This window comes from Mordavella massiliensis (genome assembly GCF_016901695.1).
GTDB lineage: Bacteria > Bacillota > Clostridia > Lachnospirales > Lachnospiraceae > Claveliimonas > Claveliimonas massiliensis_A.
In genome coordinates this window covers 19,861-32,714 of the sequence record NZ_JACJKS010000010.1, presented here as the reverse complement: position 1 = coordinate 32,714, position 12,854 = coordinate 19,861, and the positions used below count along the sequence as shown (strand labels likewise).

The 12,854-nt window shown below is 56.8% G+C and carries 14 protein-coding genes and 1 riboswitch; all 14 genes read left to right on the top strand.

Features of this window, described 5'->3' with window-relative positions; all coding sequences use genetic code 11:
- Nucleotides 1-10: 10 nt before the first annotated feature.
- The 14 genes from ilvN to H6A20_RS08285 all read left to right on the top strand — a co-directional run bounded on the left by ilvN (nt 11) and on the right by H6A20_RS08285 (nt 12,845).
- Nucleotides 11-508, top strand: coding sequence for an acetolactate synthase small subunit (ilvN, locus tag H6A20_RS08350; protein WP_476739009.1), 498 nt, complete (start codon nt 11-13; stop codon nt 506-508).
- A gap of 81 nt (nt 509-589) precedes the next feature.
- The gene (locus H6A20_RS08345; protein WP_338106653.1) at nt 590-1,657 is read left to right on the top strand and encodes a branched-chain amino acid aminotransferase; all 1,068 of its coding nucleotides are present in this window, start codon (nt 590-592) and stop codon (nt 1,655-1,657) included.
- An 84-nt stretch (nt 1,658-1,741) separates the two neighbouring features.
- Nucleotides 1,742-2,209, top strand: a complete 468-nt coding sequence (locus H6A20_RS08340; RefSeq protein WP_204906668.1) for an MOSC domain-containing protein — start codon at nt 1,742-1,744, stop codon at nt 2,207-2,209.
- Nucleotides 2,210-2,459: 250 nt separating this feature from the next.
- Entirely contained in the window at nt 2,460-2,939 is a 480-nt protein-coding gene (locus H6A20_RS08335; protein ID WP_204906667.1) for a 4Fe-4S dicluster domain-containing protein, read from the top strand.
- Nucleotides 2,936-4,738 (top strand): aldehyde ferredoxin oxidoreductase family protein, encoded by a 1,803-nt coding sequence (locus H6A20_RS08330; protein ID WP_338106648.1) that lies wholly within the window; start codon nt 2,936-2,938, stop codon nt 4,736-4,738. The genes H6A20_RS08335 and H6A20_RS08330 overlap by 4 nt, the downstream gene beginning before the upstream one ends.
- Nucleotides 4,739-4,789: 51 nt before the next feature.
- Nucleotides 4,790-5,065, top strand: a complete 276-nt coding sequence (locus tag H6A20_RS08325; protein ID WP_204906666.1) for a MoaD family protein — start codon at nt 4,790-4,792, stop codon at nt 5,063-5,065.
- 20 nt (nt 5,066-5,085) lie between these two features.
- The gene (gene nuoE, locus H6A20_RS08320; RefSeq protein WP_204906665.1) at nt 5,086-5,559 is read left to right on the top strand and encodes an NADH-quinone oxidoreductase subunit NuoE; all 474 of its coding nucleotides are present in this window, start codon (nt 5,086-5,088) and stop codon (nt 5,557-5,559) included.
- A 1-nt stretch (nt 5,560) separates the two neighbouring features.
- The gene (locus H6A20_RS08315) at nt 5,561-7,363 is read left to right on the top strand and encodes an NADH-ubiquinone oxidoreductase-F iron-sulfur binding region domain-containing protein (RefSeq protein ID WP_204906664.1); all 1,803 of its coding nucleotides are present in this window, start codon (nt 5,561-5,563) and stop codon (nt 7,361-7,363) included.
- On the top strand, nt 7,360-8,106 hold the full coding sequence (locus H6A20_RS08310; RefSeq protein WP_204906663.1) for a 2Fe-2S iron-sulfur cluster-binding protein: 747 nt from the start codon (nt 7,360-7,362) through the stop codon (nt 8,104-8,106). The genes H6A20_RS08315 and H6A20_RS08310 overlap by 4 nt, the downstream gene beginning before the upstream one ends.
- 44 nt (nt 8,107-8,150) lie before the next feature.
- On the top strand, nt 8,151-9,128 hold the full coding sequence (gene moaA, locus H6A20_RS08305; RefSeq protein WP_204906662.1) for a GTP 3',8-cyclase MoaA: 978 nt from the start codon (nt 8,151-8,153) through the stop codon (nt 9,126-9,128).
- A gap of 71 nt (nt 9,129-9,199) precedes the next feature.
- Nucleotides 9,200-9,321: riboswitch (molybdenum cofactor riboswitch) on the top strand.
- 97 nt (nt 9,322-9,418) lie between these two features.
- Nucleotides 9,419-10,321, top strand: coding sequence for an ABC transporter substrate-binding protein (locus H6A20_RS08300; RefSeq protein WP_204906661.1), 903 nt, complete (start codon nt 9,419-9,421; stop codon nt 10,319-10,321).
- 19 nt (nt 10,322-10,340) lie between these two features.
- Nucleotides 10,341-11,024 (top strand): ABC transporter permease, encoded by a 684-nt coding sequence (locus H6A20_RS08295; protein WP_204906660.1) that lies wholly within the window; start codon nt 10,341-10,343, stop codon nt 11,022-11,024.
- The gene (locus H6A20_RS08290; protein WP_204906659.1) at nt 11,011-11,616 is read left to right on the top strand and encodes an ATP-binding cassette domain-containing protein; all 606 of its coding nucleotides are present in this window, start codon (nt 11,011-11,013) and stop codon (nt 11,614-11,616) included. The genes H6A20_RS08295 and H6A20_RS08290 overlap by 14 nt, the downstream gene beginning before the upstream one ends.
- Nucleotides 11,613-12,845 carry a molybdopterin molybdotransferase MoeA gene (locus tag H6A20_RS08285; protein WP_204906658.1) on the top strand — a complete coding sequence of 411 codons (1,233 nt, stop codon included), beginning with the start codon at nt 11,613-11,615 and terminating at the stop codon, nt 12,843-12,845. Before H6A20_RS08290 ends, H6A20_RS08285 begins: the two co-directional genes overlap by 4 nt.
- Nucleotides 12,846-12,854: the final 9 nt, after the last annotated feature.

The window sequence follows — 12,854 nt, the reverse complement described above, 5'->3', positions numbered from 1 at the left end:
GAGCAACGGAATGAAGAAAAGATGGATATCCCTCTATGTGGAGAACCAGGTAGGCGTTCTCTCCAAGATCTCCGGCCTTTTTTCCGGGAAATCCTACAACCTGGACAGCCTGACCGTCGGGACCACAGAGGATCCCACCGTGTCCAGGATGACCATTGCCACGGTCAGCGACGACGAGACCTTTGAGCAGATCAAGAAGCAGCTCAACCGCATGGTGGAAGTGATTAAGGTCATTGACTTTACGGATGTCTTCGTCCGCATGAAGGAGATCCTGTACGTAAAGGTCAAAAACTGCAGCCCGGAGGGCAAGGTGGAGGCGTTCCAGATCGCGGAGACCTTCAAGGCCAAGGTCATCGACTACGGCAGGGACAGCCTGCTCCTCGAGTTCGTGCAGACCGCCACGAAGAACGACGCGGTGATCAAGCTCATGAAAGAGGAGTTCCGCAGCATCGAGGTAGTCCGGGGCGGAAGCGTGGGCATCGAGTCCATCAGCATGATGGAGAGGTAGCTCTGAAATTGATGGCAAAAAAACAGAGCGCACTCTTGAATTTTGCAGATGACCGTACTATAATGAAAAAAGATCAAAAAGATAACCAATGACCAATACAATACAGAACGGGGGAATACATCCATGGAAAAGAAAAACATCGACTGGTCAAACCTGGGATTTTCCTATATGGAGACGGACAAGCGGTACGTTTCCAATTACAAAGACGGGGCGTGGGACGAGGGAACCTTAACGACAGACGCCAATGTGGTGCTCAACGAGTGCGCCTGCGTGTTCCAGTACGCGCAGACCTGTTTTGAAGGGCTGAAAGCCTACACGACAGAGGACGGGCACATCGTGACATTCCGCCCGGACCTGAACGCCCAGAGAATGGCGACGACGGCTGAGAGGCTGAAGATGCCGGTATTCCCGGAGGACCGCTTTGTTGACGCGGTACATAAAGTGGTGGAGGCCAACGCGGCGTATGTTCCGCCCTATGGATCCGGCGCCACCTTGTACATCCGGCCCTACATGTTCGGCTCCAACCCGGTCATCGGCGTGAAGCCGGCTGACGAGTACCAGTTCCGTGTATTCACAACCCCCGTCGGCCCCTACTTCAAGGGCGGCGTAAAGCCCATCACCATCCGCGTGTGCGACTATGACAGAGCGGCCCCGCACGGGACAGGACATGTGAAGGCGGGCCTCAACTACGCCATGAGCCTGTACGCCATCGTGGACGCCCACGAGAAGGGATACGATGAGAACATGTACCTTGACTCCGCCACAAGGACGAAGGTGGAGGAGACAGGAGGCGCCAACTTCCTCTTTGTCACAAAGGACAACACTGTCGTGACGCCCAAGTCCCCGACGATCCTTCCGTCCATCACAAGACGCTCCCTCCTCTATGTGGCAGAGCACTACCTCGGCCTGAAGACAGAGGAGAGGGAAGTGTACATGGACGAGGTGAAAGACTTCGCGGAGTGCGGCCTGTGCGGCACGGCAGCCGTCATCTCCCCGGTCGGCAAGATCGTGGATCACGGCAAAGAGATCTGCTTCCCCAGCGGTATGGAGAAGATGGGCCCCACGATCCAGAAGCTGTACGACACGCTGACCGGCATCCAGATGGGCCACATCGAGGCGCCGGAGGGATGGATCCACAGGATCTGCTAACAGCCGCATCTTGCGGACACAGAAACATACGAAAGACAGGGATCTGCGGATCCCTGCCTTTTTTACAATGGCAGGAGGCGTCATATGAGCCGGGAGAAAAGCAGCAGGGTCAGCGCCCTGTATATACTCGCAGGGAAGGGGAAACCCGGAAGAAAAACAAAAGCCGTGGAGGTCGTGGAGGGAAAAGGGATCCCTGGGGATGCCCATTTTGAAGATGCAAGGGCTCCGGTGAGCATAGCTGCGGCGGATATAGAGGACTGGATGGCGGGCCAGGACACGCAGGGACTGTGCTTTGAACGGTTCAAAGCCAATCTGTGGATCCGGATCCCGCAGGAGGAGCTGAAGAGAGTTGGAAAAGGGACGCAGCTGACATGCGGGGAAGCGGTCCTGGAAATTACAAACGGGAAAGGCAGATGCTTTCCGGAATGCGCCAGAGTGAAGCAGGGACTTCCCTGTCTGCTGCGGGAAGCGTGCTGGTATGCGGTCTGTGTATCAGGCGGGATCATCCGCGAGGGTGATCTGGTGGAAATACGTCAAAAAAATAACGAATAAAAATACAAATTATTAGAAAAAAAGATATAAAATATAGAATAATCAGGTGATTTGTATTATAATAATGAAAAGTAACAGTATACAAACTCCGAGTCCGGCGCTTCCGACGTGTGCGGGCCGATTGGCACACGGGAAGGCAGGACCAATGGGTAGCCGCGGGAACGGGGCTGCCTGCCTGATTGCGAAGGAGCCATTATTATATCGGAAGATATGATAATGGATTTTTTTGTGTAAAGGAGGTCAGTGTAGAATGGGAAAACAGTTGATGATCAAGCCCGAGAAATGCATCGGATGCAGAACATGCGAACTGGTCTGTTCGTTTGGACATGACCAGGCGTTCAATCCGAGAAATGCAAATGTGACGGTCATGGCCTACGAGGAAGCGGCCATCAATATCCCTGTCATGTGCCTGCAGTGTGAAGACCCCTGCTGTCTGGAGGTCTGTCCGGTAGGGGCGATCAGCAGAGATGGGATCGGCGCGGTTGTCATGGACCATGCGAAATGTATCGGCTGTAAGATGTGTATGAACGCCTGCCCGCTTGGCAATATCAGCTTCAACAAAGAGAAAAAGCAGGTACATAAGTGCGATCTGTGCGGCGGGGAACCCAAATGTGCTAAATTCTGTCCGACCGGCGCGATCACGTTTGAGGATCCGGACGAGGGACTGGACAGGAAGCGCGCTGTGGCCGACCGTTTTAAGGACGTATTTGGAGAGGAGGCAAAGGCATGATGAACGGATATATGGGACAGATCATTCGTGTTAATCTTTCCTCGGGAACGATTCGGAAAGAACCCCTGAATATGCAGTCTGCAAAGGATTTTGTGGGAGCCAGGGGACTGGGGACCAAATACTTCTGTGACGAGGTGGATCCGAAGGTGGATCCTCTTGGACCGGACAACAATCTGATCTTTATGACAGGGCCGCTGACCGGTACGGCGGCAGCCTGCAGCGGCCGGTTTGAGGTGGTGGCAAAAGCGCCGCTTACCGGCACCATCGGAGCGGCGAACTCCGGCGGGCACTTTGGACCGGAACTGAAGTATGCCGGGTACGACGGGATCATTTTTGAAGGCGTAAGCGACCACCCGGTATATCTCTATATCAATGACGATGAAGTGGAGCTGCGGGACGCTTCCGGACTTTGGGGCAAGACTGTCTATGAGACCACGGATGAGCTGAACCGGATCTGCGGACAGTCCTTCCGGGTATCCTGCATCGGCCCGACCGGAGAAAATCTCTGCCTCTATGCAGGCGTGATGAACGACAAGCACCGGGCGGCAGGCCGCGGAGGTCTGGGCGCTGTCATGGGAAGCAAGAAGCTGAAGGCAGTTGTTGTAAAGGGAACAAAATCTATCTATGTGGCCAGGCCGGAGAAGTTCATGGAAGCCATCGAGAACGCGAGGACGACTTTAAAGGCCCACCCGGTTACCGGCGCAGGGCTGGCGGCCTACGGGACAGAGATCCTGGTCAATATCATCAATGAGAGCGGCGGACTTCCGCTTCGCAACGGCCGGGACGGCGCCGTCTATGACAAGGCGGACAACATTTCCGGCGAGACGCTGACAGAGAAATACCTGATCCGGAACAAGGGATGCTTCGGCTGCTGCATCGGCTGCGGCCGCGTAGTGGATATTCCGAGCGGCCCCTTCAAGTCCAGAGGCGAGGGACCGGAGTACGAGGCGGGATGGTCCTTTGGAGCGGACTGCGGCATCGACGATCTGGAGGCGGTCTGCAAAGCAAACTTTATCTGCAATGAATACGGATTCGACCCCATCACGCTGGGAGCGACCATCGCCTGTGCCATGGAGCTCTTCGAGGCAGGTTATATGACCGAGGAGGATACGGGAGGCATCCCGGTGCGCTTCGGGGATGCCTCGACCATGGTGAAGCTGGCGGAGATGACAGGAAAGAACGAGGGATTCGGAAAGCAGCTTGCCATGGGTTCCTACCGGCTGGCGGGAAAATACGGGCATCCGGAACTGTCCATGTCTGTAAAGAAACAGGAGATGCCGGCCTATGACGGCCGTGCGCTGCAGGGCATCGGACTGGAATACGCCACCTCCAACCGGGGCGGCTGCCATGTGCGCGGATACATGACTTCCCCGGAGGTCCTCGGGCTTCCGGTCAAGATGGATCCCCTGGTAACGGAAGGGAAGGCTTCCATGCTGAAGACATTCCAGGATCTGACGGCGCTGATCGACTCTGCGGGCGTGTGCCTGTTCACCTCCTTTGCCCTCGGTCTGCCGGAGATCGCGGCACAGTACAGGGAAGCGGTGGGCAGCGATGAGAGCGACGCGGATATTCTCCTGAAAGGGGAGAGAGTCTGGAACCTGGAGAAGAAATTCAACATCGCGGCCGGTGTGGAAAAGGACACCCTTCCGCCAAGACTTTTGAGAGAGCAGCTGCCGGACGGCCCGGCGCAGGGGAAAGTCAACGAACTGCACACCATGCTCCAGGAGTACTATCAGGTGAGGGGCTGGGATACAGAAGGCACGCCCACGCCTGAGAAAGACAGGGAGCTGGGATTATAGAGATCACATGTGAGGCGGGCGGCCTGACGGCTGCCTGCCGGGAGAAGAAAGATGACAGTGAAATTTTTTGCCTACCTCAGGGAGTATACAAAATGTAAGATCGTGGACTTTCCGTATCAGGAGGATGTCCGGAAGCTGACCCTGGCTCTGAGCGAGACTTACGGCTCCAGGCTGCGGGAAAAGCTGCTGACCCCGGACGGGACAGAACTGGGAGAGGAGATCATCATCCTGGTGAACGGAAGACACGTGGAGCATCTTGGAGGGATCGACACGAAGCTGTCTCCGACAGACGTTGTATCCATCTTCCCTGTGGTGGCTGGCGGTTAAGGATAAGGTGGTGAAACAGGATGGAAGTATCCGAAAAGCGGATTGAAGAGATCATACATTCTTACCAGCCGGACCGGAGATACGCGCTCGCGATCCTGCAGGATATGCAGCGGGAATTCCAGTATGTGCCGAGGGAGGGCATGGAGGCGCTGGCGGAGGAACTGGGCTGCCCGGTGTCTTCCCTCTACGCCATGGCTACATTCTACAAGGCGCTGAGTCTCGTGCCGAAGGGCAGGCACATTATCAAGTGCTGTGACGGAACAGCCTGCCACATCCGGGGCGCGTCAACCCTGATCGACGGGATCCGGAGAGAGCTTAAGATCGGACCCGGGGAGACCACGCAGGACGGCATGTTTTCCCTGGAGACAGTCAACTGTCTTGGCTCCTGCGCCCTGGCGCCGGTGCTGGTGGTGGACGATGTCTATTACGGGAAAGTGACGCTGGAGAAGCTAAAAGAGATCCTTCAGACAGTCAGGGAAGGCGGTGCTGTGTAGTATGAAAAAACAGATTTTGATCTGCTGCGGCACCGGGTGCCGGGCAAACGGCAGTATGAACGTGGTAGACGCCTTCCGCAGCGAAATAGGAAAAAGCGGCGCTGACGCCGATGTGATCCCGCAGATCAAGACGACGGGATGCAACGGCTTCTGCGAAAACGGTCCGATCGTGAAGATCATGCCGGATAATCTGGTCTACTATAAAGTAAAACCAAAAGATGTGCCGGAAATCCTGGAGAAAAGCGTGCTGGATGACCAGGAGATCCCAAGGCTCATGTACAAAGATAATGAGGGGAACCGGGTCCGCTCCCAGGAGGAAAATCCCTTCTACGCACATCAGCAGAAACTGGCTCTCCGCCATATCGGAAAGATCGATCCGGAAAATATTGAGGATTACCTGGAACTGGGCGGTTATGAGGCCTTGCGAAAAGCGCTGCAGATGACGCCGGACGAAGTGATCGCGGAAGTGGAAGAGTCCGGGCTCCGGGGACGGGGCGGCGCTGGATTCCCTGCCGGAAGGAAGTGGCGCACAGCGGCTTCCTATGATAACTTTCCCAAGTATGTGGCCTGCAACGGCGACGAGGGAGATCCGGGCGCATTCATGGACCGGTCGATCCTGGAAGGCGATCCCCATGCGGTGATCGAGGGCCTGGCCATCGCGGCCATTGCCATCGGGGCGGAAGAAGGCTTCTTCTATATCCGGGATGAATATGACCTGGCAGTGAAGCATGTGAAAAAAGCGCTGGAAGACGCTGAGGCGCGGGGGATCATCGGGGAATCCGTCATGGGTTCACAAAAACGGCTGCATCTGTCGGTGGTCCGCGGAGGAGGAGCCTTTGTCTGCGGGGAATCCACGGCTCTCATGGCCTCTGTCGAGGGAAGGGTAGGAGAACCCCGGGCAAAGTATATCCGCTCCGTCCAGAAAGGACTCTGGGACCAGCCCACAGTCCTGAACAATGTGGAGACGCTTGCCAACATCCCGCTGATCATCCGGGACGGAGGAAAGAAATTTGCCGAAATCGGTACAGAGACGAGCACGGGGACCAAAGTATTTGCCCTGGTAGGAAAGGTAAAAAGAACCGGCCTTGTGGAAGTACCCATGGGAACATCGCTCCGGCACCTGATCTTTGATATCGGCGGCGGGATCATCGGGGACCGGCCCTTTAAGGCGGTTCAGACAGGCGGTCCTTCCGGCGGCTGTATTCCGGAGAGCATGCTGGATCTGAAGGTGGATTTTGATTCCCTGGCAAAGTACGGCGCCATGATGGGATCCGGCGGCATGATCGTTATGGATGACAGGAGCTGTATGGTGGAAGTGGCCAGGTATTATACAAACTTCCTCTGTGAGGAGAGCTGCGGCAAGTGTACGCCCTGCCGGGAGGGCCTGCGGCGGATGCTGGAGATCCTGACAGATATCTGCGAGGGCAGAGGCAAAGAAGGAGATATTGAACTGCTGGAGCGGATTGGCCACGCTGTGCAGGACGCATCGTTGTGCAGTCTTGGCAAGAGCGCGCCCAACCCGATCCTCACGACGATCAAGTATTTCCGGGATGAGTATGAAGCCCATATCCGGGAAAAGAGATGTCCGGCCGGCGTCTGCAAGAATCTGACCCGGTTTGAGATCGATGAGGCGAAGTGTATCGGCTGCGATATGTGCGCAAAGGGATGTCCGGCCGGCGCCATCAGCGGAGAAAAGAAGATGCCGCACAGGATCGATCCCTCAAAATGTATTTCCTGCGGAAGCTGCAGGGAGGCCTGCAGGTTTGACGCGGTAAAAGCAGTGGGAAGGGGGCAGGAAGCATGATAGAGATTACCATCAACGGGAAAAAATGCACCTGCGAAAAGGGTGAGTACCTTCTGGATGTGGCAAGACGGAACGGGTTCTATATCCCGACGCTGTGCCATCATCCTGCGATCCCCGGACAGGCCTGCTGCAGGGTGTGCCTGGTGGAAGTCGTGGAAAAGGGCAGGAGTAAGATCGTAGTGTCCTGCGTGTATCCGGTGGAGCGGCCGTGTGAAGTCTATACCGACAGCGAGCGCGTCAGGGAAGACCGGGCCGTGGTGCTCATGCTCCTGAAGGAGAGGGCCCCGGAAAGCGACGTGATCGACGCGCTGTGCAAGGCTTACGGCGCGGCGGACGGAAGCCGGTTCGCACAGATCGACGGGGAGAAATGCATCATGTGCGGCCTCTGCGCAGGGGCCTGTGCAAAGCTGGGGACGGGAGCCATCTCCACCGTGCTTCGTGGTACGGCAAAGAAGATCTCCACGCCCTATGATGAACCCTCCAAAGACTGTGTGGGCTGCTTAAGCTGCGCATCGATCTGTCCGACTGGCGCCATTTCCTACAGGGATGACGGGCAGACGAGGGAAGTGTGGGGGCGGACCTTTGAGATCGTCCACTGCCGCGAGTGCGGCGCACCTGTAGGCACCAGGGAGGAGCTTAAGTTTGCCGCCGTAAGATCCGGGGGAGAGCCGGAGGAGCTCTGTCCGGCGTGCAGAAAGAAAAAGATGACAGATACCATGGCGCACACCTACGGAATCGTGTAAAATAAAGGCAGTGATTTGCGAAAACCAGAAAGAGGGATACCGGCATGAAAGACCAGTACGGAAGACAGATCAATTACATGAGGGTATCGGTCACGGACCGCTGCAATCTGCGCTGCATATACTGCATGCCTGAGGGAGGGATCGAGCAGGTGTCCCATCAGGATATCCTGACTTACGACGAGATCGTCAGGATCGTGCGCGCGGCGGCAGCAGCCGGGATCACCAGGATCAAACTGACAGGGGGGGAACCCCTTGTCAGAAAGAACCTGGCGGGGCTTGCCGCCGCTGTGAAAGCGGTCCCCGGGATCAGGGAAGTGACGGTCACGACAAACGGCGTCCTCTTAAAAGAGCAGGTCCATGACCTTGTGCGGGCGGGCGTGGATGCAGTCAACATCAGCCTGGACACCCTGGATCCCGCCATGTACGCGTCTGTGGCAAGGAGGGACTGCCTGGCAGCCGCGCTGGAGGGGCTGGAGGCAGCCGCGGCCTGCCCGGGACTGAAAGTAAAGATCAACTGCGTCCCCCTCAGGGGGATAAACGAGAATCAGTGGATCCGCCTGGCAGGGATCGCAGAAGACAGGCCGATCGACGTCCGGTTCATCGAGATGATGCCGGTGGGGCTTGGCAGGGATTTCCGCGGCAGCTCCCAGGAAGATGTGCTAGAGCGCCTGCGGGAGGCATTCGGGCCGGAGAGTCCGTGCAGCGGTCACTTCGGGAACGGCCCGGCGCAGTATGTCGCCTTTGCCGGATTTGATGGAAAGATCGGTTTTATCAGCGCCATCTCCCACAAATTCTGTTCCGGATGCAACCGGATCCGCCTGACGGCGGAAGGTTTTCTGAAGCCGTGCCTGCAGTATGCAGACGGAGAGGATGTGAGAGCTCTTGTGCGGGGCGGCGCATCTGACAGGGAACTTCTCCAGGCTGTGGAGAAGGCGATCTACCGCAAGCCGGCCTGCCACCATTTTGAAGCGGGCGATTCATCGGAATTTGAACATAAGGATATGTTCAGGATCGGTGGATAGGAGTCAAACAGCAACGGAGAGGAGGGATGGGGATCCGGCGGCAGTCTGATGGCAATATATACAATTTCATATGGTTTGCAGGAATTCGAGCCTGTCAGCCTAAAGCCGGTACAGACCATGGGGGCAGGCCAACGGGTATCTCCTGAAAAGAAGATGCCTTCCGCGTTTGAAAAGAATATCCGCAAAAAGAACAGGTTCCTTTTGTGTGGTCTTCTTTTTCAGAGGCCATTTTTCTTTTGAGAAAATGGCGCAAATTTTAGAGACAGCTGACTGAAAAGGAGGAGATTTTTATGAAGAAGTTAACAGCAGCTTTTCTTGTGACAGTAATGTGTATCGGTCTGACAGCCTGCGGCGGACAGTCGGAGGAGCCGGCGGAAAGCGAAGAGACGGACGCTGCGGCTGAGGAGCAGACAGAGGAGGCGGCGCCGGAAGACAAAGGTACGCTTATGATGGCGACCACCACCAGCACGGAGGACACCGGGCTTCTGGATTATCTGCAGCCCCTGTTCAAGGAGGATACAGGCTGGGATCTGGAGTGGACGGCTGTCGGAACCGGCGAGGCGCTTGCCATGGGCGAGAGCGGGGATGTGGACGTTGTCCTGGTCCATGCCAAATCCAGCGAGGAGGAATTTGTGGCAGAGGGATACGGGGTCGAGAGATTTCCGGTTATGTACAATGATTTTATCGTGGTAGGACCTTCTTCGCCGATCGAGAAGACAGATGACATCAACGCGGTGTTTACGCAGATCATAAACGATCAGCTGCCGTTTGTCTCCAGGGGCGACGACTCCGGCACAGACAAGAAAGAGAAAGGGATCTGGGAAGAGCTGGGGCTTGACCCGGCGACAGACCCCAACTATGTGGAATCCGGACAGGGCATGGGAGCGACCATCACCATGGCGGACGAGCAGCAGGCATACTGCCTGACAGACCGCGGCACATGGCTGAAGCAGAGCCAGGATGCAACCCTTGACTATCAGCTGGATATCGTCTGTGAGGGCAATGACAGCCTGCTGAACCAGTACGGCGTGATCGCTGTCAACCCGGAGAAATATCCGGAGGTCAACAATGAGGGCGCAAATGACTTTATCGAGTGGATCTGCTCGGATGAAGTGCAGAAACTGATCGGCGAATACGGGGTTGAGGAGTATGGACAGGCCCTGTTCACACCGAACGCAGGGACAGACGCATAGAACAGGGAGGAAGTGAAGAATGCTGGAGTGGCTGAAAAGCGTTGTTTCGGACCCGGATATACTGAGCGCAGTGAGAGTGACGTTTACGATGGCAGTCTGCTCCACCGGGATCGCTTCCGTACTGGGGATCACCTTCGGTCTTATGCTGGAACGGTTCCGGTTTCCGGGAAAGAAGATCGTGATCCGGCTCAACCGTACACTCATGGGCTCACCGCCTGTGGTGGTCGGGTTGATCGTATATCTTTTGCTGATGCGAAGAGGACCGCTTGGTCCTCTGTCGCTGTTGTTTACGATACAGGGGATGGTCATCGCGCAGACGATGATCATCACCCCTATCATCTGCGGCATGATCTACTCGTACCTCAGAAGATCCGCGCCCTCCATCCGCGAGTTTGCCGTGACCATGGGAGCGACCAGGTGGCAGACGACAAGACTGATCATCCGGGAGCTGAGAAAAGAGATCTATTTCTGTATGGTGACCGGGTTTGGGCGCTCCATCAGCGAGGTGGGTGCTGTCATGCTTGTGGGAGGCAATATCAGGGGACGGACCCGGACCATGACGACAACGATCTCCCTCCTGAAAAGCCAGGGGATCTTTACAGAGGGTGTGGCGCTGGGCATCCTGCTTCTTCTGATGGCCTTCGTCCTTCAGTGGATCTGCGACATGCTGCAGAGGGAGGAAATGGAACATGAAAATTACTGATCTGGAAAAGAAGATCGGAACTTTCCGTCTTCAGATCGATCATCTTGTGATAGAGTCCGGACGGATCCACGGGATCATCGGGCCAAACGGATGCGGGAAGACTGTCCTTTTGAAGACGCTGGCAGGCATCTACACACCTGACAGGGGGACGATCGATTATGAAGGGATCAGCCCCCGCGAGATCACCATGCTGTCCCAGCGGCCCTATCTGATGGATACATCCGTATATAAGAACCTTGTCTATCCCCTGCAGGTGAGGCATATGCGGCCGGAGGAGGAAAAGGTGGATGCGCTTCTTGAGAAGGCGGGGCTTCTCGCCCAGAAGAAGCAGTATGCCAGGTCCCTCTCCAGCGGGGAGAGGCAGAAGCTCTCCTTCCTGCGGGCTGTGATCTTTCACCCGAAACTGGTCATGATCGACGAGACATTTTCCAACCTGGATCCGGAGAGCGAGGCTCTATTCATGGAAATGATCCGGAAGATCCAGGAGGAGGATCCCATTACATGGATCATCGTGAGCCATCAGCTGGAAGCGGTGCGTCAGCTCTGCGAGGTCATTCATCATATGGAAAAAGGAAGCGTGGTGGAACTATGAAACTTCTGCAGGTAGATACCGTGGCCCAGGCCAGGGAAAAACTGAAACAGGCCCTGCAGGGGCAGGAAGTGAAGACCCTGAGGATCCCTGTCGGGGAAGCCCTCGGGAAGGTGCTGGCGGAAGATGTGTATGCGGCGGAGGATGTGCCGGGATTTGACCGGTCAACCGTGGACGGATATGCAGTCCGAAGCGCGGATACTTCAGGCGCGTCGGAAAGTCTTCCCACATTTCTTGAGATCACCGGGGAAGTGGAGATGGGCGGCGCTCCAGCGCACGGCATCGGGCCGGGGGAATGCATGTATATCCCGACCGGCGGCATGCTCCCTTTGGGGGCGGACGCCGTTGTCATGGTGGAGTACTGCGAACTCTTTTCCGATACCGAGGCGGCAGTGTACACGTCAGTCCCGTCCGGGGGGAACATTGTCCGCCGGGGTGACGATCTGCGAAAGGGCGAGCCTGCCCTTTTGAAGGGGACGGCCCTGCGGCCCCAGGAGATCGGTCTTCTGTCCGCGCTGGGGAGACAGACGGTGGAGACAGTAAAGCCGTGGGGGATCACCATCATCTCTACGGGAGATGAACTGATTCCCTCCGACGGGGAGATGAGCCCGGGAAAGGTGCGGGATATCAATACGCATTGTCTGCAGGCAGCCGCCAGGAAGGCGGGGCTTGAGATCCGTGGCTCCTATGTGCTCCGGGATGAGAGGGAACTGCTGAGGAGGACTGTTCAGGAAGCCATGGAGGAGAGCGATATCGTGGCGGTGTCCGGCGGCAGTTCCAAGGGCCGAAAGGATGAGACGGCATCTGTGATCAGCGAGCTTGCGGGCGGGGAACTCCTGACCCAGGGGCTTGCGCTGAAGCCGGGCAAACCGACGATCCTGGGGTACGATGGGGCGACAGAGACGATCCTCCTGGGACTTCCGGGACATCCGGCCGCCGCTATGATCGTGTTCCAGCTCCTGATCGGATGGCTGTGGGAGGACAGAAGCGGCCAGAGGCCATCCTGGCCGGTTCCGGCGTCCCTGACTGTCAATATCCCCGCGGCGCCGGGAAGGGCTGTCTGCCAGATGGTCCGGCTTGTGGCGGACGGGGACGGGACGAGGAAGGCCGTGCCTGTGTTTGGCAGATCAGGGCTGATCAGCACCCTGACAGAGGCGGACGGCTACATCATGATCCCTGAAAATAAAGAAGGACTGAAAAAGGGAGAGACAGTGGACGTCTTCCTTCTTTAGGAGGTTGGA